14 protein-coding genes and 1 pseudogene are annotated in these 22,906 nt (G+C 51.6%); all 15 read right to left on the reverse strand.

The genetic code is table 11. From position 1 onward, the window contains the following. Positions 1–318 precede the first annotated feature (318 nt). Positions 319–1,101, reverse strand: a complete 783-nt coding sequence (locus HMPREF9412_RS17265; RefSeq protein WP_009592945.1) for an SDR family NAD(P)-dependent oxidoreductase — start codon at positions 1,099–1,101, stop codon at positions 319–321. 180 nt (positions 1,102–1,281) lie between these two features. Next, complete coding sequence (gene treR, locus HMPREF9412_RS17270; RefSeq protein ID WP_009592969.1) at positions 1,282–2,019, reverse strand: trehalose operon repressor; 738 nt, start codon at positions 2,017–2,019, stop codon at positions 1,282–1,284. Positions 2,020–2,083: 64 nt separating this feature from the next. Beyond that, positions 2,084–4,115: pseudogene (gene treP / locus HMPREF9412_RS17275) on the reverse strand (PTS system trehalose-specific EIIBC component). A 26-nt stretch (positions 4,116–4,141) separates the two neighbouring features. Continuing rightward, positions 4,142–5,857 carry an alpha,alpha-phosphotrehalase gene (gene treC, locus HMPREF9412_RS17280; protein WP_009592951.1) on the reverse strand — a complete coding sequence of 572 codons (1,716 nt, stop codon included), beginning with the start codon at positions 5,855–5,857 and terminating at the stop codon, positions 4,142–4,144. 238 nt (positions 5,858–6,095) lie between these two features. After that, positions 6,096–8,522, reverse strand: coding sequence for a glycoside hydrolase family 95 protein (locus tag HMPREF9412_RS17285; protein ID WP_036672607.1), 2,427 nt, complete (start codon positions 8,520–8,522; stop codon positions 6,096–6,098). Positions 8,523–8,548: 26 nt separating this feature from the next. Further along, positions 8,549–10,261, reverse strand: a complete 1,713-nt coding sequence (locus HMPREF9412_RS17290) for a right-handed parallel beta-helix repeat-containing protein (protein ID WP_009592956.1) — start codon at positions 10,259–10,261, stop codon at positions 8,549–8,551. An 82-nt stretch (positions 10,262–10,343) separates the two neighbouring features. Beyond that, positions 10,344–11,489: an SGNH/GDSL hydrolase family protein gene (locus HMPREF9412_RS17295; RefSeq protein ID WP_009592950.1), complete on the reverse strand. Its 1,146-nt coding sequence runs from the start codon at positions 11,487–11,489 to the stop codon at positions 10,344–10,346. 136 nt (positions 11,490–11,625) lie between these two features. Then, complete coding sequence (locus HMPREF9412_RS17300) at positions 11,626–13,293, reverse strand: extracellular solute-binding protein (RefSeq protein WP_009592928.1); 1,668 nt, start codon at positions 13,291–13,293, stop codon at positions 11,626–11,628. Between the two features lie 141 nt (positions 13,294–13,434). Next, positions 13,435–14,340: a carbohydrate ABC transporter permease gene (locus HMPREF9412_RS17305; RefSeq protein WP_009592960.1), complete on the reverse strand. Its 906-nt coding sequence runs from the start codon at positions 14,338–14,340 to the stop codon at positions 13,435–13,437. 15 nt (positions 14,341–14,355) lie between these two features. Beyond that, entirely contained in the window at positions 14,356–15,312 is a 957-nt protein-coding gene (locus HMPREF9412_RS17310) for an ABC transporter permease (RefSeq protein ID WP_009592949.1), read from the reverse strand. A 260-nt stretch (positions 15,313–15,572) separates the two neighbouring features. After that, the gene (locus HMPREF9412_RS17315; protein ID WP_009592934.1) at positions 15,573–17,690 is read right to left on the reverse strand and encodes a helix-turn-helix domain-containing protein; all 2,118 of its coding nucleotides are present in this window, start codon (positions 17,688–17,690) and stop codon (positions 15,573–15,575) included. Between the two features lie 499 nt (positions 17,691–18,189). After that, positions 18,190–18,951, reverse strand: a complete 762-nt coding sequence (locus HMPREF9412_RS17320) for a DUF4253 domain-containing protein (RefSeq protein ID WP_009592939.1) — start codon at positions 18,949–18,951, stop codon at positions 18,190–18,192. A 167-nt stretch (positions 18,952–19,118) separates the two neighbouring features. Continuing rightward, a complete protein-coding gene (locus HMPREF9412_RS17325; protein WP_009592931.1) occupies positions 19,119–20,600 on the reverse strand; it encodes an S-layer homology domain-containing protein in 1,482 nt (493 codons plus the stop codon). A 133-nt stretch (positions 20,601–20,733) separates the two neighbouring features. Then, on the reverse strand, positions 20,734–21,429 hold the full coding sequence (locus HMPREF9412_RS17330) for a response regulator transcription factor (RefSeq protein ID WP_009592947.1): 696 nt from the start codon (positions 21,427–21,429) through the stop codon (positions 20,734–20,736). 3 nt (positions 21,430–21,432) lie between these two features. Next, the gene (locus HMPREF9412_RS17335) at positions 21,433–22,905 is read right to left on the reverse strand and encodes a sensor histidine kinase (protein WP_009592963.1); all 1,473 of its coding nucleotides are present in this window, start codon (positions 22,903–22,905) and stop codon (positions 21,433–21,435) included. Position 22,906: the final 1 nt, after the last annotated feature.

The following is a 22,906-nucleotide window of genomic DNA, read 5'->3' on the forward strand; positions in this document are numbered from 1 at the left end:
TGGCCCTATGACTGCTCTATCCCTATGGCGTCTTAGAAAAAAAGTAACAATGAGGGAAATCACTCCTTCCGGCAGCCCGTCATTTATTTTCCGAACATCCACATATAAGGTATCACATCTTACACATTTTTTTAGTCCAACTATGCGACAAAACATATATAAAATTACGACATCATCGCCATGTCTTCAAACAAGGGGCTGCCCGTTCCGAAGCACCATGGTTTACATAATATCCGTTATGAAAATATTATAAATTTTACCAGGAAGCAAGAACCTCCATGCTCCAATGCATGTCCTCATCATTTAAATGCTGACCCCTCACAAAGACGGAGCCGAACCGCCGTCGATATTGATGGCAGTACCCGTTATGTAGGAGGCGGCATCGGACGCCAAAAATACGATGACTTTTGCCGCTTCCTCCGTATCGCCGATACGCCCGAGCGGGATGTTATGGCGCGGATCCCTGGCGTACTGGTCCCAGGTGAGTTCAGGTGATTCACGTTTCCAACGCGCCTCAAGCTGTGCACTCCGTATCGTTCCGATACATACGGTGTTTACCCGGATATGGTCTTTCGCCAAATCGTGACTCATCGCTTTGGTCATGGCTTGTCCTGCCGCTCGGCTGACGCTGCTTGGCATGGATGAAGCCGGCGGCGTTTTGGCCCAGGATGTCGTGATATTAATAATCGCACCGCCGCCGGAATTCCGCAGATGAGGGACGGCCGCACGCGAAAAACGAATCGCGCCGAACAGCTTGAGATCCAGATCGGATGCCCATGACTCGTCGTCGATCTGCTCAAACGGCTTAGCTGCGGCGGTTCCGGCATTGTTCACTAGGATATCGAGCCGTCCGTAGCTTCTTAGCGTTTCGGTTACGGCTCGCATGCAATCCTCAGGTTTCGTAACATCCGCTGCGATGGTTAACGCTTCGGATTTCGATAGATGCCTGATATGATCCGCGGCAGCCCTTAACTGCTCCTCATCTCTTGCACATATGGCAACTTTAGCCCCTTCCATTGCAAACGTAACGGCGGTTTCAAGGCCAATCCCCCTGCTCCCCCCGGTAATCAACGCAACCTTTCCATGGAGTCCCAAATCCATGATCCATCAGCTCCTTTATCTGGATTGCTTGAATCTTTGCCACTAAATACAGCTTCAACATCAACCAGGCGTTTTCCTCTTTGTTCCATCTATTACGCTGCTGATCTGTATGGCCTTTGCGAATGAGCGACATGGGAGTCCAATAAAAAAACCGCGATAAAATCGCGGCTAACTTCACTTCTATTTGTCTCCAAAATCATGATTGGATTCCCTTCTTGCAAAATCCACAAACTGAAATTTATCCAATCGATGTCTGGATTCCGTGTACTGGAAAAGCGTGGTATCTTCCAAGTGGACGTAACCTCGGACCACGACGACATGGGTATCGCTTCCAAGATCCATATAGGACTGGTCCATCGTCGTAGCTCGTTCCACGGAAATGATTTTTTTCGAGTAACTGATCTTTAAATGGAGCTCCTGCTCCAAGTATTGATAGATGGAATCGCCCGTAATTTCTCTCGTTAAACCCGTCACGATGTCGGCAAGCAAATAATCCACATCGAGGATGATGCGCTCCCCTTCGATTTCCCTGGATCGGATCACCTTCCACACGAGCCGGTCCGGGCGGGTTTGCAGCTCTTTCGCGATGGCGTCCCCGGCCGGAACGCATTCCGTTTCATACACAATCGTACGGCTCTTCCGGCCAATCCGTTCCGCCATTTCCTTATAACTGACAAGCCCCGTAACCGGGAAATTCATTCGCCCGGTGTCGAGCACAAACGAACCTTTGCCCTTAACCTTATGAATATAACCGTTCTGGGCGAGTAAATTCAGTCCCTTGCGGACCGTTTCCCTTGTAATTTGATAGGTTGCCGCAAGCTCGTTCTCCGAGGGCAGCTTGCTGCCGGGCTGCAAAGCGCCGGTTTCGATTTGGTCGGCATAGTCTTTATACAGCGTCCAATAAATGTTGTTCGTCATCCTTTATCACCATCAGCTATTGTACCATTTTCGGAGCAGTGATTACATGTTGCAAAGGAACCCGTCAGTGTCCATTACCGAGAGTCACCTGAAGCACTCGCGTTTCGCCAGGAAGCGCCTCGCCTTCAAACTCCGTCACGTTCTGAATGTGATCTTGCCCATCCGGAATAATGACGGGCGTAATGACCGGCAATCCGGCTTGCTGAATGCGATCGATATCGAATTCAAGCAGCAGCTGCCCTTTCCTTATCTCCGCACCCGTTTCCACATGTGCCGTGAATCCTTCGCCTTTTAACGAAACGGTGTTGATACCGACGTGAATCAGGATCTGGATTCCGTTCGCATCCGTCAAAATAATCGCATGTTTGCTCTTCTTGATGAGATGGGCGACTTGGCCGTCAAACGGAGCATACACTTTGCCTTCGGACGGGATGAACGCGATGCCTTGGCCCATTTGTTTATCGGCGAAGGCAGGATCCGGTACCTCTGATAGGGGAACCACTTTCCCTTTGATCGGAGCCATGATATCTAATGCGGCTTGTTTCGCCGCTTCCATCGTTGGACGATTCGTTATTTCCGACGACGCGAACGATCCGGATGGAAGACTGTCGTTCGTTTCCGTATTAACAGCTTGTGCTTTTCCATCTATTCCAGCAGCATTCCCTTCCGTTGCCTGTCGAGACTGCCTGGACAACTGGTAACGCCCGAACAGTAAAGTCCCCGTGAACGGAATGATCATTACAATCGCCATGCCAATGAAGAAGACGCCCCACTGGTTAGGGAAGATGGACAGGAAGCCCGGAATCCCGCCCACGCCAATCGATGATGCCAGGACGTTGTTCACGGCCAGCAGCACGCCCGCAATCCCCGATCCGATCATACCGAAAATAAACGGATATTTATGACGAACGTTGACCCCGAAGATGGCGGGCTCCGTTACCCCCAAGAAAGCCGAGATGGAAGATGTAACGGCGAGTCCTTTCGCCTTCTGTTCCTTCATAATAAACATCATGGCAAGCGCCGCGGCACCTTGAGCAATATTGGACAGCGCCAGCATCGGCCACAAGAACGTTCCGCCTTCGCTGCCGATGAGCTGTATGTCCACCGCAAGGAAGGTATGATGCATCCCCGTAATAACAAGGAGTGCATACAGTCCGCCATAAATCAGGCCGCCCAGAGCGGCAAAGGAGTCAAAAAATGCTGACGAGGCCTGAAGTAAGGACGTTGCCGATGGCAAACGTGATCGGCCCTACCAGAACGAACGCGAGGAACCCGGTCACCAACAGGGCAACGGGAGCCACGACAAGCAGCTTGATGGAATCGTGGACGCGTTTGTTCAGGAACTTCTCGATTTTGGCCAAAATATAAGCCGAGACAAGGACCGGCAGCACCTGGCCTTGATAACCGATTTTCTCCACTTCAAAGCCAAACAGGTTCCAAACCGGAACCGTGCCTTCAAGTTTGGCATCCGCATACTGGTAGGCACTGAGCAGATCCGGGTTTACCAGGATCAGGCCCAGCACGATTCCAAGCAGCGGATTGCCTCCGAACTGACGTACCGCCGACCAGCCGATCAGGACAGGCAGGAAGGTAAAGGCGGTGCTTGCAATTAGATTGATGATCGAGGCTACATCCGCCCATTCGGGATGGACCTGAATCAACGACTGTCCTTCATAGAATATGCCCGGTCCCGTAAGCAGATTGTTAATCCCTAACAATAAACCTGCCATGACGATCGCCGGCAGAATCGGTATGAAAATATCCGCAAGCGTTTTAATGGCACGCTGAAGCGGATTTTGCTTCTTGCTCGCAATGTTCTTCACTTCATCCTTCGATACTCTCGCACCGCCGGTGATATCCATCATTTCGTTGTAAACCTGGTCTACAAGACCCGGTCCGATCACGACCTGAAATTGTCCCTGGGAAGAGAACTGCCCCTTCACCAAATCGTTCGCTTCAAGGGCTTGGGAATCCACCTTGCTGTCGTCCACAAGGGCGAATCTTAATCGGGTTACGCAATGCGTAGCGGCTTCGATATTGTCTTTTCCGCCGACTGCTTCGACAATGCGTTCCACGTTTTTGCGATCAATGGCCATAGCTCTACGCTCCTGACATTATGAATTTAGTTGTTGTGAATAAGCCACATATAGGAAGCATACGGTCGTAGTGCAACTGTTGGCGTAAGCTTGGGTTCTTCCGTTGTGTTGCCGATTAACAGTTGAACCGATCGACTTTCGGTTAGATGATCATGCATCTCCTCGGGAAGCTCGAACGATACGCCGCGGTCGCTGAAATTGGAAATGACAACAAGCGTCTGCTCCTTGTTCGTTCTCGCATATGCATAAATTTCGGGATGGCCTTCATCCAGGCGAACATATTCACCGTCCGTCATCACCGGAAGGTTCTTTCGCATTTCAATCAGTTTCCGGTAATGATGATAGATCGATTGCGGATCTTCCACTTCGGCTTGCGCATTGATCAGCGGATACCGTTCATCGATCTTGATCCAAGGCGTCCCTGTCGTAAATCCCGCCTGATCGCCGTCATTCCAGAGCATGGGTAATCTGGAGTTGTCTCGCGAGCGCACCCTGACGATATGGGCAGCCTCCTCCGGCGTTTTTCCTTGCTCTTGGAGGATGGTATACATGTTTAGAGATTCAACATCCCTAAACTCGGATATGTCATTCCATTTCGGATCGGGCATGCCGATCTCTTCGCCCTGATACACATATGGCGTGCCCTGCAATCCGTGAAGCGTCGTGGCCAGCATTTTTGCGCTTTCCGAGCGGTATTCGCCGTCATTGGTGAACCGGGTCAGCGCACGCGGCTGATCATGGTTATTCCAGAAGAGGGCATTCCAGCCCCCGCCCTTCTGCATGCCGATTTGCCAATCGGAAAGCACCCGCTTCAATTCTTCGAAATCGTAAGGCTTGAGCTCCCACTTTTGCCCGTTCGGGTAGTCCACCTTCAAGTGGTGGAAGTTGAACGTCATGGAGAATTCGTTCTCCTTCGGGTTCGAGTAACGAATGCAATGCTCCAAGGTTGTGGAGGACATTTCTCCTACCGTGACGAGATTGTAAGGCTTGAACACTTTTTCGTTCAATTCCTTAATGTATTCATGCACGCGGGGGCCGTCCGTATAAAACCTGCGTCCGTCGCCCGGCGCCACGGAACCGTCATCGTCTGGATAAGCGGGATCCTTCGATATGAGATTGATGACATCCATCCGGAATCCGCTGACGCCCTTGTCCGCCCAGAACGTGAGAATGTCCACGACCTCCGCCCGGACCTTCTCGTTCTCCCAATTCAGATCGGCCTGCGTCTTGTCAAACAATGTCAAGTAATATTGCCTTGTCCCCTCGTCATACTGCCACGCCGGACCTCCAAACTTGGATTGCCAGTTATTCGGCGGGCCGCCGTCTTCCGCGGGATCCCGCCAGATATAATAGTCGCGATACGGGTTATCGCGTGAGGAAATGGCTTCTTTAAACCATCGATGCCCGGTCGAAGAATGATTCACGACGATGTCGATCATCAAATGCATGTCTCTCTTTTTCAATTCGGCAACAAGTTCATCGAAATCGTCCATCGTCCCGTATGCAGGATCGATGCTGCAATAATCGGCGACGTCGTAACCGTTATCATTTTGCGGAGACACATACACCGGCTGGAGCCACACAATGTCGATGCCAAGTCCCTTTATATAATCAAGCTTTTCCATAAGCCCGCGTATATCGCCGGTTCCCCGGCCGGTTGTATCGTTGAAGCTCTTCGGGTATACCTGATAAACCGTCGAAGTTCTCCACCAATCTTGAGATTGGGTTCTTGGGTTCTGCATGTAACTGGGTCCTCCTCGTCATCTTGTATATACAGGTTGCATATAGGAAAATCATATACATGTATATACAGGTTGTCAACCGTTTAACAATTAATACCCACTTCCAGGACGTTTCGACTACAAAAATAACAATTTAATTGGAATTTTCTTCTGATTTCACGTAAAAAAGACTCCTTGAAGGAGTCTTTTTTTAACATAGTATTGTAGGATACCATCGTAAAGGTACTCTTTATGTCGTTCAAGCCCGGGGGGCCCCTGCCGGATCCGTGACCAGTCGATAGGTTAAGCCCTGTTCTGTTTCAAATGAAAATACGCCTTTGGCGGAGACCTGTACGGGAATGCTGGTATCGCCTTGGTAAACCGCAATCCCATTTCCATGTCCATTGCCTATGCTTACGCTGCATACATTCCCCAAACGAGACATGATCTGTGCCTCCGTCAGTCTTCCATTCTTCCAGCGAATACCGACTTCAAAGCCGCCTCGTGCCCGCAATCCACGCACCTCGCCTTCCGGCCATGCATCCGGCAGAGCTGGCAGCAGCATGAGTAAGGGGCGATGCGACTGCAGCAGCATTTCCGCAATTCCCGCTGCAGCTGCGAAGTTGCCGTCGATCTGAAAAGGAGGATGCGCTCCTAATAAACTCGCATACACACCTCCGTGGTCGTAACGCTCCGAGTCCCCGTCCCGCACCAATCTCAGCATATTGGTTAACAGCCGGAGCGCGCGGTTGCCGTCACCGAACCGGCCCCAAAGCGCCACCCTCCAGCCCAGGCTCCAGCCCGTGCTTTCCTCCCCGCGACGCTCCAAAGAAGTTTGGGCAGCTGCAAACAGATCGGGATTTTCTTCCGCAGATAGCTGCCGTCCAGGATAAACCCCGACCAGGTGGGACGTGTGCCGATGATATACGTCCTCATCCTCGGAGTCATGGGACCATTCCTGCAGCTGGCCGTATCGGCCGACCTGCAGAGGCAGCAAACGTTCCCGTTTGCTGCTCCATTCCTCCCGGAATTCCTCATCCACGCCGAGAATGACGGCGGCTTCCATGCAATTGGTGAACAGCTCCCATATGAGTGAAATATCCATGGTCGCCCCTTCGCTGACGGCCGCCAGCCCTTCAGACGTGCGGAATTTATGCTCAGGCGAGGTCGACGGCGAGGTCAAGAGATGGCCTGCGTCGTTTTCTATTAGCCAGTCCATAGCAAATAAAGAAGCTTCCTTCATAAGGGGATAAGCGAACGATCGTAAATAAGCTTCATCGCCGCTGTATGCGTAATGCTCCCATAAGTGCTGCGTTAACCAGATTCCACCCATTTGCCAAAGCGCCCAGGAAGGATCGCCGTCCCCGTAATTGCCGACCGGTGCGGTATGGGCCCAGATATCCGTATTGTGATGAACGGTCCAGCCCCGGGTGCCGTAATGGACGGCGGCGGTTTCCGCACCGTTTACCGACAGGCTTCTGATCAGCTCCAGCAGAGGCTGATGGCATTCCGCCAAATTACATACCTCCGCGGGCCAATAATTCATTTGCGCATTGATGTTTAAAGTCCAATTGCTGCTCCACGGCGGCCGGGTTGAGGCATTCCATATCCCCTGAAGATTGGCGGCTTGCGTTCCGGGCCTGGAGCTTGAAATCAGGAGGTAGCGGCCATAGTGGAACAGCAGCTCGACCAGGCCTGGATCCCGGGCACCGAATCGTTCGATTCTCTCCTCCGTGTCCATATCTCCGACTGCCAGCGTCTCGCCTAATCGAAGGCTGACGCGGTCAAACAGGCTGCGATAATCGTTGACGTGCCGATCGCGCAGCTCTGTCCAAGACTGGCTGCATGCGGCTTTCATGGTACCCGCAGCTATAGCCGCGGCGGCAGCCGCCGGATGGTCTCCGCCATCGCGGTGACCGGGAATTTGGTCAAATCCGTTGAAGCTGGTGGCCGCAGTGAAGTAAATGACCGCTTCGCTCGCTTCCAGTACATGAATGCCAGCTGCGTCCATGGTCACGCGGCCATCCGTTTCGGCCACCGCCAGCCGACCGTCGAAAGCCATGGCAGCGGTATGTTCAGGATCGCCGTAACGGATAGGACGATCAGAGGAAACATAGCTGGGCTCGACGCGTTCCGGTGCAAATCCCGACATGGCGTACATATCTTCTTCGGTCTTTACGGTATAACGCAGCGGGCTTTCCAGATAGGCATGAAAGTTCAGGGAGCAAGCAGCACTCGAGGTTAACCGCAAGGCAATCATCTGGTCCGGGCTGGATGCGAAGCATTCCCTCGTGTAGGTCACCTCGCCGATGCGGTATTCCGTTCGTTGAACGGCATTGGCGATATCCAGCGTTCTTCGGTAAGAATGAAACACGCCTCCATGATCAAACCTGAGGCATAAGTCTCCTAACGGCAGGTAAGATTGCGTATAGGGCCCCATCATCTTGCGCCCTAGCTGATCGGCCTCCATATAACGTCCCTGGCTTGCCAGCTCCCGGATCTCCGGCAGCGCTTCCCGTGCAGACGGGTTGTTCCAATCCCTGGGATAACCGGACCAGAGCGTATCCTCGTTCAAGCTGATCGTTTCACGCTCCACGCCGCCGTAGACCATGCCTCCAAGACGTCCGTTGCCGATCGGCAGCGCCTCCGTCCAGACCGTGGCTGGTTTCACGTACTGCAATTTCATGTTTGCTCCCACTCGCCTTGCCTCCTTTATTTCAATTCGTCATACTCCACGTCATTGCACGAAATATCCGTTCCCATGCAGGCTTCCAAATGGACGCGTTCGTCCGTACGGATATTCCCTTCAAGACCGTGCTTTTCCTGCATCCGAATCACGTTATTTTGGAATATCAGTCCCTCCGTGCTTCTTGCCGTTAACCAATCTTCTCCGGTTGTTTCAAAGCAGTTGCACGCGATCCGAATGTTACGGTGAACCGCTGCAAGATGATGTTTATTCTCAGGCGCAATCCGTATCACGGCATGTCCGGGACCGCCGCAATTCACAAACCGGTTATCCGCAATGCTCATATCCGTTACGGCGCCGGATTCGTACCAGGATGATGCATCCGCTGCGACCAGTATCGCGCTCATTTGCATGTTCACAAAAGTGTTATCCCGAATCACGATCCGCCGCGGCGTCGTGGCCAGAATTCCGCGCGTGGGAATCCGGGCGAATGTATTGCCGACAATTTCGACCTCCGGCGTCCACGTCATATTTTCAAGCACGTCCCGTTCTCCGATGTCCGCGGGAAGCGCGTTTTCCAATGTGATCAGCATTTCGCGGGGCGATTTCATGCCGACAGCGGCGATTCTTCCGAAAGCGTAGGGGTTCAGCGTATCCGCATTCACGAACGCGATCTCATCTTCCGGCAGAAAAGCCAAAAATCCGTAAGTCTGCGGATGCATAAACCTGACAAGCAATTGATCGGAGGCTGGTCTACCAACGATCCGGAGATAAGTGCCGTGGACATTGATCGCATCATCATGGGCCCCTGCAAACCGACTCTTCCGAATCGAGACCTTCCCCCTGCAGCCTGACAGGTGAATGAAATCCGCAAACCCCGCCACCGTGCGGCCGGTCTCCGGACGCGGCGTCAGATCCAAGCGTTCAAAGGTCAGATTGGCACTGAACTGTCCAACCACGCCCAGTCCATGCATGGAATGCAGGCCCACGTCGCTGAACGTCACCCCGGAGCTTCGGGTGATCAACATGCCAACCTGGTCCCGAATGCCGTCGCGCATTTGCACGATTGTACCGGGTGCCATGTGCGGAGGGCCTTGGTTTCCAAAATGAAACCGAAGCCGTCGCGGCGACAGCTCCTCGGTAAACACCACCCGCTCCAGCCAATTATCTACGCGCCATACAGCACCGAAATCCGCACTGCATAACTGCATCGGTCCTTCGCGAAAACGCCAGCCTTCGCCCACCCATTCGAAATTGCCGTCAGCGCAATCATAGCGTGAATCCGGATGAACGGTTGCCTCAAGGTAAGCTTCGCCGCACCGATCCACCGTCATTTCGGTCACGGTCGGGGCGGCGTAATCCCAGTGCAGATTACGAATTTCAATATCCGTGCAGCCATCGAGCACAAGCATCGTCTGCTTTCCGTGGAAAACAAACAAAGCGCCGTTCCCCTCAAGCGTCACATGGTGCAGATCCTTAAGCCAAATCCCGATCGTTTTGGTCACATCCGGATTCTCTTCCTCGCTGGTTGTATTCGAGATATAATAGGCTTCCCGATCGGCCGATTGAGGATAAAAATGATAGCAGCCCGGCGGTATGTCCAGAATGACCGAGCCTTCCATTGACCTGGCGGCTTCTATCGCGCGTTTCATGGCAGGTTGCGCATCCGGGTTATTCGGTTCCTCGTAATCCCGCAAGGAAAGGGTGATCGGAGCTGTAGTATTTTGATTTCCAGGCATATGCAGTGGCAACACCTCCCATTACTAGTAACAGCCCTTTGCAGGCTTGGTGTAACCCATCGCGGAAATCCGCGATTTTCGCCTAATTCGCTAGCAGCTTCAGTACGCGCATGCCCGTACCCTGGCTTCGCTTATCCTTGAGTCCTGTATTGCGAACCATGATCGAAATCGGCCCGCGCGCTTGAAGTCTAGGAAAGTGTACGCTGACTGGCCGATAAGCGTTCAAGCACCACTCGTCGAAGGGATTGACCCGTACGATGGACCCGCCGTTGATTGAGTATTCAAAGGTTCCGGTGTCGGGTCCGCATAACAGCAGCAGTCCGCCGCTTTGTCCTTCCACGGTGAACGTAAACGAAGCGTTCGGATGATCAGAGTACCTGTGATCTGTTGCATAACGCCAATTCATGAGTTTTGAACCTGACGGCAGCTCCCGGATTTGAAAATCCCCGGTATAATCGGCTAGCTCATATGGGAGCATTTCGGCATATTCGTAGTTCCCCGCCAGCAGCGGTTCTGTGGGCAAATGTCCGCAAAGATTGAGCATCAAGGAGTCACCCTCTGTCGACAGCAGCTCCTTCAAATATCCCTGCAAAAAACCGGCGTATATCTCATGCCCCTCATCATTCGGATGGTATCCATCAGGTGCAAGCGATGACCAAGCGACCTCACCGTTAGTCAGCATGCCATAAATGCCGGCGGCAAAATCGACGGAAGGAATGCCGTAATGCTCGGCCACTTCTTCGTGAACGGCAATGGGATACGGCCGGATACGGGCCAGGTTTCGCTCCGACCCGGTATAAATGAAACATAGATCCGTTCCGGGTGACAGACGACGGCATTGGCGTACAATTCCCTCCATTCCTCTGATGGATTCTTCCCGATCGCTCCCGTCATTCACGCTGAATTCCACGAATAGCAAATCGATGTTCCCGACGCTCAGCACGTGCTCTCGAAGACGGTGAGCTCCCAGCGAAGAATCCGTCCCCCCGACACCTGCGTTAATGGAGCGAATCCTCGAACTTCCGAAACGTTCTCTTAAATAATGAGCCGTTAAAGCACGCCAGCTGGTCTTCTCGGGCGCTGAGGCGCCGGCTCCCTCCGTGATGGATCCGCCCAGAAAGGCAACCGTCACCTGTTCTTCCCCTGCAAGTTTGGCTTTAACATGAGGCAGCCCTCCGCGATTTACGATGAATGCGGTACGGTCCCTGCCTTTGTTATAATCCGACACATGATCACCCTCCCTCGTTCTCCATAGATCCCCGTGAAACAGAGAAAATGCGGAGTGGCCGATCGGCTAGACCGGCATCCGCATATGGATGTTGGAATGATTTCCTGACAGCCGCAGCTGCTTAGCTGTCCTTCGATTATTTGGCGGATTGATCGTAAGCCGTCTGCAAAATTTCGAGATAACGATCCAGTTTCAGATCCTTCAATCCTTTGACGTAAGCGTCCCAATCCTTGTTCAGATCCTTGTTGCCCGTAATGAACTGCAGCTGGTTCTGCTCAATATAGTTTTTAAGGTTGGTTTGAAGCATGCTGGCTTCATCGATGACGCTCGGATCGATCCAGATCGACCAGATCGGAAAGATCTCCTTCGGCTCATGTCCTTGGTACAGCAGCGAAGCATTATACAATCTGCGCTCATAGCCGTCGGATGCATAAATATCGGTTCCCTGCACCCACGTATCGCGATACTCCTTCGGCATATAGAAATGGCCCATTCCGCTCCAACCCGCATTATGCGGCGCTTCGCCTTCCTTCGTCGGAATGGTCTTGACCATCGGCGTCACGCCCTCGCCGAGCGCTTGATCGCCGGGCTCGGGGTCTGTCCAATCGATCCCTTTCATGCCGGTTGCCGCATTGGTTTGGCCTTCCGGCGTAAACATGTAGTCCACCATCTTGATCAATGCTACCCGGGCTTCTTCACTGGCTTTGTTCGTGATCACGAATTTTGCGCCCGGTGATACGCCGCCCGCATCATGGGTTGCGTATGAAATTCCGTTCGGTCCGCTTAGCGGCGGAAGCGGATTGTAATGCGCCGAACGGGTGTTGCCCGGATCGATGTTCACGAAGATGGCCGGGTGCATGCCGGCACCGGCGCCGAGAATTTCAGCGTCCGCATTCTCGCCGATTTTCTTGAACGCCTCCGCATTTTGGGTGAATGCGCCCGGATCGATCAATCCCTCGTCATACAACGATTTGATATAGGTGAGCCCTTCCTTCCATTCCGGCGTGATCGCCGCGGACTCAACCTTGCCGCCATTCATCGTCAAGTAGTTCCGGTCGTCGTCGTAAACGAAGCTGTTCATCAAATAAGGGATAATCCGGACGCCGAAATCCTCCGTTGAACCGCTAAGGGGCACTTCATCCGCTTTCCCGTTGCCGTTCGGATCCTGCGTTTTGAATGCCTGCAGCATGCTTCTGAATTCCTCGGTCGTTGTCGGTTCCTCGAGATTCAGCTTCTTCAGCCATTCGGTATTGATCCACATTTTATTGGGATAGGAGCAGTGGAAGCATTCCGTGTATGCGCCTAGTCCGTAGATATTCCCATCCGGGGCCGTAACAAGCGCCTTCATTTCCGGCGTGGCCTCCATGGCCGCTTTAATGTTCGGCCCGTGCTGTTCAATCAGATCGTTCAGGGGAACGAGCACTCCCTGTTGACCGTATTTGAGCACATCCGCTTGAGAGAATTCATCGATATAGTGCGTCAGCAGATAGGCATCCGGATAATCGCCGCTGGCCAGGGAAATTTGGCGTTTCTCCTTGGCGCCGTCGGAGGGATTGATCTGCCAATTAAATTTAATGTTAAACTGTTCCTCGATATGCTTGGTGAATTTGTTCACCGGAATATCGATGCCTGATTCCTGTACGGCAAAAACGCTGATTTCCACGGGTTTTGAGCTGTCCGAACTGCCGGACGCGCTTCCGCCCTGAGGGCTGCTCGAGCTTTCTGTATTTTTGCCTGAGCACCCTGCCATCACGATGCTGCTCACCAATAACAGCATGAGCAAACTGAATAGGCCTTTTTTCAAATGGAATCGCTCCCTTTTTCATTAGAGTCAACACGCAAACGACTAGCTTTACACTTAACGGAGCATCACCTCCCTTCCAACATAAGCAAGCTCAGGTTCCCTTGGCCTGGTCTGATTCGGCCCTCCCAGCTTAAATAGCGATCAGCCTTTCACGGAACCTACGAGCATCCCCTGCACAAAATAGCGCTGCACAAACGGATAAATGACCAGCACAGGCAGCGTGGCAACCACAATCAGCGCATATTTCAGGAGCTCGGCAAGCTGCTGCCTCTCAACCATGGCTAAAGCATCCATCGTTCCCGAACTGTTATTCTGAATGATAATGCTTCGAAGAATCAGCTGCAGCGGAAACAGGTCAGCGCTTTTCAAGTAAATCAACGCATCGAAATACGCATTCCACTGGCCGACCGCATACATGAGCACGAGCACGGCCATAATCGGCTTCGACAACGGGAGGACGATGCTCCAGATAAAACGGATGTCGCTGCAGCCGTCCATCTCGCTGGCCTCCTGCAATTCGTCCGGAATGGAAGACTGAAAAAAAGATCGGGCGATAATCACCTGCCACACCCAAATGGCATTGGGAATGAGCAGCGCCCAGCGGGTATCGATCAGATGAAGCTCCCGTACGACCATATAAGTCGGAATCAGCCCTCCGCTGAATATCATCGTAAACGTAATGATCATCATCAACGCGTTGCGTCCAAAAAACGATCTGCGCGAAAGCGGGTAGGCAATCATGATGGTCAACACGACACTGATGATCGTACCGGCCGTCGTGTAGAAAATGGAATTTGCGTATCCGGTCATAATCTCGGGCGTTTTAAAGAGGACCCGAAAGCCCTCGAACGAAATATCGACCGGCCACAACCATACCCTGCCCGAAGTAACGGCAGCCGGGCTGCTGATGGAGCTGCTGATGATATAAATCAGCGGATACAAAACCGCAATAACGACCAGAAAGAGAACGATGTATACCGTTGTCAGGAAGATGCGGTCGCCAGCGGACTCCTTGATTTTTCTTGTGCCTGCTTGTTGAACTGCCATGCCATAGCTCCTTCCTTACCAAATGCTGTTATGGGTCATTCGTTTAGCCAATCCGTTCACGGTCAGCAGCAGAATGAGGTTGATCACGGAATTGAAGAGTCCGACTGCGGTTGCAAAGCTGTAGTTGGCATTCAGCAGCCCAATCCGATAGACATACGTTGCAATGATTTCAGAGTTCACCTGATTCAGCGGATTTTGGAGCAGATAGACCTTCTCGAATCCAAGCGCCATCACATTGCCGACATTCAGTATCAAAATGATGACGATGGTCGGCACAATGCCCGGCAGATCCACATGACGGATCTTTTGGAAGCGCGAGGCGCCGTCCACCTTCGCCGCTTCATACAGGGTCGGGTCAATGCCGGCCAATGCCGCCAAATAGATCACTGCGCTATAACCTGCCGTCTGCCAAATATCGGACCATACGTAGATGGAACGAAACATCCCGGGATCGCCGAGAAAGTTCACGGACTCCAGACCAAAAAAATTCAAAGCCACGTTGGCAAAGCCCAGCCGCGGGGCCAGAAACAGCATGATGATCGACACCATGACCACCGTGGAAATAAAATACGGCGCAAAGGAAACCAGCTGGACGAACTTTTTGAATCGACCGCCCCGGATCTCGTTAATCATTAACGCCAGCACGATCGGAATCGGAAACCCGGCTAAGATGAGATAACCGCTGAGAATGATCGTGTTTTTGACGAGCGTCCAGAATAACGGATTCTCGAAGAACAGCTCGAAGTGCTTGAAGCCTACCCAGGGACTGCCCCATATTCCCTTGATGACGTTGTAGTCCTTGAAGGCAAGAACGGCATTCAGCATCGGATAGTACTTAAATATCAGGAAAAACAGCAGCGGCGGAATCACGAGCAGGTACATCTGCCAATGCTTCCTCAAACTCTTTCGTGCAACATGCCAATAGCCGGTGCTGGTGTTGGTATGGATAATAGGCTCCGACTCGATTGCCAATGGCTTCTCCAGAATAATCCCCCCTAGTGTAATGACAGATGATGTGTCGGCATTGATATGATAGCGTTTTCTTTATGTGTCGATCATAGGCGAGAAATCCGGTCCTTGAACAGGTACACTTCGGTCGTTTGGCGTACAAATAACCGCTTTTCCGCAGGGCATCCTGTCTCGTCAGGGGCCAAATCCCGCGTATTGGCGTTTCTTTAGCCCAAACAGCCGCATCGTCCTAAGCGACAATGCGGCTTGCGAGGATCAACCCTTTATCCGACCTCATGAGACTGACGGTAAGCGCTCGGGGAAATGCCGATGAGGCGCTTGAATGCCCTGCGAAACGAATGGGAGCTGTTGTAGCCCACCTGAGCCGCTATTTCATCGACCGTGAGGTTCGTCTCGGCAAGCAGAATGGCCGCCCGATCCATCCGCAACTTGATCAGATGATCGGAATAATTGACCCCGGTTACTTCCTTGAACAATTGGGAGATGTATTTCTCCGGCCGCTCCACATGCTCGGCCACGCGGTATAAGGTGAGATCCGGATGTGCGTACATCGCTTCGGTATATTCATAAATCTGCCTGATCAGTTTGGCATGGGAGTCCTTCTTTTTATTGGCAATATATCTGCACAGCTCTCCCATGATCGCGCGGATTTCGTTATGAATCGACTCCAGCGGCTCGGTAAAGCCGATATCGATGATGCGCCTTTTTATGTTTTCAAACCATTCCGATTCCGCAAAAATTTTCTGATCCATTAACTTAAGGAACGTTCCTTTGATTTCGCCTACCAGCTGATGCTTCATCTCGACCGATAACTCCCGCTGATGGAGATTTTGATCCATGATCAGATTGACGATCTTCTCGGCTTCTTCCAGCTCCCCTGCCCGTATCGTGCTGATCAAGCGCTGCTCGGTGTCCAGCGGGTAGTAATACGTTGTGTTGACGATTCGGGCTTCGCGGTACCACACCGTCTCTTTTTGATTCATGTAAACGGCGTATTCAAGAGCCTGCTTGGCCTGGTCAAATGACTGCCCCGCCTCTGAGACCGAATCGAACGGATCGCCGAAACCGGCTTGGAGGAACATTTTATATTCATGCAGCACCTGCTTCGTCAGCGTATCGATCAACCCCGTAATTCGAAGCTCTTCATCCAGCCCGGGCTCTATATCTTCGTCGGTAAAGAACAAAACCACCATTTTGTCCGAGCCCAGATCCGTCATGGGCAGCGTCCCGGCGATTTCGGAAAAGGCCTGCTTCATGAGAAGCCGGGCGGCGTTAAGCTCGTTAAGGATCTCCACGCTGTCCATGCCGGCATATCCTTTGATCTGCAGGATACCGACATAGCCCTTTCCGTTATGCAAGGCAATATCAGCCTGCTGGGCAGCGGAAGCAATTTCGTCCCTCGATTCAAACTCGCCGGCAATCAGACGTCTCAGGAAAGCATCCCGGACAAACGGCAGCTGACGCGTCAGCTCGTTTTCCAGCTGTTTGTTTTTGCTGATCATATTGGCAATATTCCCGCTCAAAAAGTCGAATTCATTGCGCTCCGTCAGCTCATCCCTGCCGAACTGCTCTTTCATGATGCTAATCATTCGATGGATCGGCACGCTGTTCCGATGAGCCAAATACAACCCGAACAGCAGCCCGACGATCATGGCGCCCCCGGTAATGAACCAGGACGCTTGTTTAATTTGATCGGCATTCTCCATTAAGGCGCTGCGGGGGATGCCGGCCTGATAGACCCAACCGCTCTTATCGGAGCGCGTTGTGATCACAAGGTCATTCTTGTAGAACTGGCTCGTTTTGTTCTGATCGAATGCTGGATCGTTCATGATTCGGCTCACATCGGATTCCATGTTTCCTTGAAGGGCAAGCGTATTCCCTTTCCCGTCGTGGATGTGGACCCACCCGTCGTAGTTGTCGGTTAACCCCGAGAATAATCCGGCAATCGTCCGTGCATCAATCACGACCACGACGTTGGCCGGGGACGAATCGTTGAAGCTGTCCAGCGGGAGCGACTGCATGTACGTGATGACGGAAGTTTCGTTGTCCCTTTCGGAAAAGGAAGAGAGCGGTTTGATTTCACTGCGATGGGCTTTCTCCAGGATCTGTTGTTTCCACTCCTCAAAACTGAGGTCGCCATAATGAAAAAACTCGTAGTAATGCTCCGGCCGATAAGAGGAGCCCGACGTTACAATCAAGTCGTAATTCGCCAAATAGATGTAGTAATGCTGAAGAAAATCGTTGGTTTGACCGAAAGTCAACACATTGCGCATCGTTCTCCATATGCCGTAAACATCCCTTTGGGCAAGATGATCGTTGAGCAGCACGTTAAGGTCTTGATTGATCGCCAGCTGCCGCGTCATCCCTTCCACTTCCGCCATCCTGTGCTCCAGCAGCTCCTGGCTTTTCTCGAGCTGAACGATGCTGTTCTCAATCGAAATGGATTGCGTTACGGAGATGGAGGTTAAGTAGGATATGTATCCTCCGATGGTGGGAATGAGCAGAATGGCAATATAGGAGATGAGAAAGCTGCGAAATACCTTCGAATGCTTAAGAATAAATATCCCCCCTTATTTGACAGCGTTTTCAAAAAATAACGACTCAAGTTCTCCCGCCAACTAATAAATTTGATCATAATGGATGTTTGCGGCGCATGGGTAGGTACTTCTGCGTATGGAAGGGTACATTTTTCCATATCGGGCCTGCACGCGGCTAAATGACGGAAAGTAACTCCATATTAGGGGAATCGGCAAGCTTGGTAAATATCCGATTGTTAAGGTTCATGATGCTTTATGACAATAACGGAAAATCACCATGCCTTTGGATATTTTGACCATTGTCCACATAAAAAAAGCCGCGTTTTCACGCGGCAGCTGACGTTTAATCCCACCAAAAATACCAGATATCGTGCTTCATTAGATAGTCCGCATAATGTCCAAGCGTCGGAAACCCGTCCATGACATATTGGCAGAAAATAAAATGCTCCTTGGCGAGCCGTAATGCTTCATCAAACGTTTGGGGTCGTTTTCCGGCCTGAAGAATCCAAGTATCTTCCGAGACGGCCACAATTTTAATCTGATGCTTCTGCTGAAAATGCTTAAAAAACACCGACTGATGCTCGGGCAACGGACATTCGTTATAACCTCCCATCGGAACCCACAGCGGCGCTTCATATCCGGCTTCGGCCGGCAGCGTCAGCAGGATCACCTGCTCGTCCTCTTCCACCTTTCCCTGTACCCATGACGTATTCCAGTCAAAGGGCTCGGCATCCGATTCGCCAAACTCTTCGTTAAGCATTTCGCTGCCTTCCCATAATAATGAATAAGAACGATATAATTCCTCAAAGCTCTTGCCTTCTAATTCTTCCGGTTCCAGCGCAATATCCGTATAGGATAATCGCGAAGCCACGATTTTTCCCAATACATCTTTCATGCTTAACCGCTGAACCTGCTCCAGCTCCTTGTTCACGTATTCAGAAAGGGTTTCTTCTTCGCAGATTTCCTCCATCATTTCCACCAGATTGCAGCCGGGAGCGATGAGAATCTTGTGCTCCCCTTCCTTTGGGACAGGGAGCGTTAAGCCATCCAAATCCAAAACTTCAATATCACATTCGCTTAAATAATGAGCAAGCTCTTCGACCATATGTACACCTCGAATATAGCAGATTTTGAAACCAGCATAAGTGCTTACCCTTAATTTTACAAATGATAGAACCATTTGGATAGTCACTTATAAACAAGTTCAAGAGGACGAGCTTTACGCTCGTCCTCTTAGGTATGGACAGACAGCCATGTCCATGCTGTAATGGATTAATTGACGGTCAGGGACGCATCGGTTTCTCCTGCCCACTCGCCTACCGGTTTGATGGTATACGTCGATCCCGGCGTCAATTTACTTTCCTGCGTCAGATCGAATATGCCTACGGCTCCTTTTCGGCTTGAATATTTATAGGTCGCAATGCGTTGATCGCCGTCAGCGTCGGTCAATTCCACGCTCCGGCCGGAGAACAGCTCATCCCCCGGATCCTTGGACAAGGTGATGGCAATGGAACTGTCGCTGACTGCCTCGGCTCCGATGATTTCCAGCGGAGCAACCGATCCTGCAACGAATGACGGGTTGGCGATCTGTGCCCAGTCCGAAGTAACGGTGTAGGTAACGCCCGGCGTCAACGTCTGGCCTTCCGGCAATCGGAATTTCGGCTCTTGCTTGCCGTCGGTGGATTGGGTGAAGGGTACGTATTTGGCCACGATAGGTTGTCCGCCTGCAGGCGTAATCGTAACATCCCTGGCTTGACCAGAAGATATGATCTGATAGACCTTGCCATCGGCGCTGTTGTTCTCATCCAATACGAAGGCATTGGTTCCGCGGCCTCCGCTATAAGCGGAAATAACATAACCGTAGTCAACGACGCCATTCTCCTTGAGCGCCTCCAATTCAAATGTATCCTGGGTGACCTGTCTAGCCTCGGTCATGTCCAGCTTCGTGCTGTTTCCTGTAAATGTACCTGCTGTTTTCCCTTTATAGGTCAGCGTATACGATGTATCCGGTTTTTGAACAGAGGTTGGGACGATATAGGTGGAAATAGAACCCGTCTTCAGACGCGGCATATTCGTTAGCGCAAGACCGTCGTTAAATTGAAAATCTTCTTTGGCTTTGGCAAACGCCTCATCGTCCGATGTCAATGGAGCATCAAAGGTGACAATCAAGGTGATGGCATTCAGTGCGCGGACGCTCGTGATTTTTGCTTTTTCCGATGGAATTGCGTCATGTGCAATGCTTATCAAATAGGCAGCTTGACCTCGAGTGGTATGGCCCTCCTCGGAATAAAAACGCTCCGCCCAGTAATCCACGGACTTCGCATCTCGTTTCAGAGCCTTAGACACCATCTGTACCAGTTCGGCATGGGTAACGCTTCCCCTTGGATCAAAACGTCCGTCCGGTGCCTGCATAATATCTAGTGCTACCAGCTCAGTTGCGTACCGCTCATACCACGCGTTTGATTTCACATCCGTGAAGCTTGGCTCTGTCTCCCCTTTGCCTTCAAGTCCAAACGCAAGCACCAGCATTTTCGCCAGCTCTGCCCGTGTGATCGGGCTTGTTATCCCCATCGTGCCGTCTTGGTAACCCTGCATCACGCGCAGCTGGGACAGCCCCTGAACGGCTTGCTCTATATCTTGGGCAGCGAGCGGCGCTTGTGCAGCGTCGGCCTGCAGAACATGAAACGGAAGCGTCGCCGTTCCCAGTGCGGCGGCCAGCATCATGGCCGCCAGTTTATTCGAATACTTCTTCATTCGTAAGTCCTCCCTATCTTCGATGAATATGAACGATAATCGTCATATCTCCATGATAGATGAGAGTCCTAAACTCCCAAGAAATCCGGGATTAAACGTTTCGAAAATATTTATTAACAATTTCTAAACTCATTCAGACCGAAAAACGATAGCCCGCTCCCCATACCGTTTCAATGTACTGCGGATTGGATGGATCCAGCTCCATCTTTTCGCGCAGCTTTCGGACGTGAACGGTGACGGTAGCGATATCCCCGCTGGAATCCATGCCCCAAATCCGTTCGAACAATTCATGTTTGTTGAACACCCGGTTCGGATGGCTCGCAAGAAATTCAAGCAAATTAAATTCCCGGGTCGTAAACGCGACTTCCTGATTGCGTACGAACACCCTTCGCGCCGTTTTGTCGATGACCAGACCCCGGATATGAATTTCCGAGCTTGGACTCGGACTTTGCTTGCCCAGAAGCCTGACATATCTCATCAAATGGGCTTTGGCTCTTGCGACTAATTCGCTCGGGCTAAAAGGCTTGGTAATGTAATCGTCGGCACCGAGATTAAATGCACGGATTTTATCGATCTCCTCATTCTTGGCGGATACGATCAGAATCGGGACCTCCTTGTTCTTCCTGATATGGCTGCACAACTCGTAGCCATTCATGCCGGGAAGCTGAAGGTCCACAATGATGAGACTGTAGTCCTCGTTAAGGGCAAGCTTCAAGCCCTCGTCACCCGTATGGCATAAATCGACGGCAAAACCGTTCAGCTCAAAATAATCCCGCTCCAACTGGGCGATGGTCGTTTCGTCTTCAATGATGAGAATGCGTGTGGCCATGGGTTACCGCGCCTCCTTCCTGTTCGCTCGTTTCAGGGTAAAGTACAGGCTTGTTCCGACGCCAAGCTCGCTTTCAGCCCAGATTTGACCCCCGTGTCCTTCAATGATCTGGCTCGCAATCGCAAGACCCAGACCGCTGCCGCCCGTTGAAGAGTTGCGGGATGGCTCGGCCCGATAAAACCTTTCGAATATATAAGGGATCGCTTCTGGCGCGATGCCTGTGCCGTTATCCCGGATTTCAACCGTTACCCATTCCGGAGACAGCCGGATCGAGACGCCGATGTTTTTTTGCCCCTTGTCCATGAAATTCTGGGCATTTCCAATGATGTTGAGCACGGTTCGCTTTAATTTCTCAAGGTCGGCAATGACTTCGACAGGATCACCGGGGCGTTCCTTCCACTCCAGCAGAATGTCCTTCTCCTCCAGAACATAGCGCTGCTCATCGATGCAGTCGTCAATGAAACCGATGATATCAACATGCTCGAACATAAACGGCACCTGCTTCAAATCCAGCTTGGAATACAGAAACAGCTCATCCACGAGTTTATCCAGATCGATGGTTTTGGTGTAAATGATATTCACGTATTTATCCATCTTCTCAGGCGTATCCGCGACGCCGTCTCGAATGCCCTCGACATAACCCTTTATATTCGTTATCGGTGTGCGCAGATCATGTGAGATATTGGAGATCAGCTCTTTTCGGTTCTCTTCGTCCCGGAGCCGGAGCTGAATCGATTCGTGCAGCCGCTTTCGCATATTCTCAAACGTTTCGTTTAGCAGGCCGATTTCGTCCTTCGAATGCATATCCAGGGAAAACTGAAGATTCCCCTCCTTGATGTGTTCGGCCGAATTTCGGAGCAAGTCAAGCGGTTTGACCACGCTGCGCGTAATCCAGCGGTATAACATCACGTTCGCAACCACAATGATGCCAACGAGACTCAATACAAGGATGGGCAACAGCTTGCGTGTTACCTCGCCGAAAGGACTTCGCTCTCGGATCACGTATACGCTTCCCTTCGTCTCGTCCGAGAACCGGAAGTCGAATTTGGCATAAGCATAAAAGCGTTCCCCGATGCTCAGCGTATTGCGGATTTGATTGTTGTTCAGGTCGAATGGAGGGAGATTCGCTTCCAGCTCAGGCTGGTTTATCGTATTGGACTCGTAAACCTGAAGGCTTTCCTTACGGACGTACAGGCCTGCCCGCACGGTTCTCAGCTTAAAATCATATTCCTTCAGCAGCTCTTGATCCAGCAGACCGTCCGGTTCGTTCTTGGCAAGATATTTTAATTCAAGGAATATAGACTCCTCTTGCTCGGTCAGCGGGTTAACCTGGTAGTGAACTTTATAAAAATCCCGAACCCCGCGAATGTCGCCGGTAGCCGCGACGGTAAACAAACTGGCAGTCAAGACGAAAACCAACAAGCTGATGACCAGCATGCCGGTAAAGGACAGCAGCAACTTGATCCTGATCGACATG

The organism is Paenibacillus sp. HGF5, assembly GCF_000204455.1.
GTDB classification, from domain to species: Bacteria; Bacillota; Bacilli; order Paenibacillales; family Paenibacillaceae; genus Paenibacillus_AQ; species Paenibacillus_AQ lautus_A.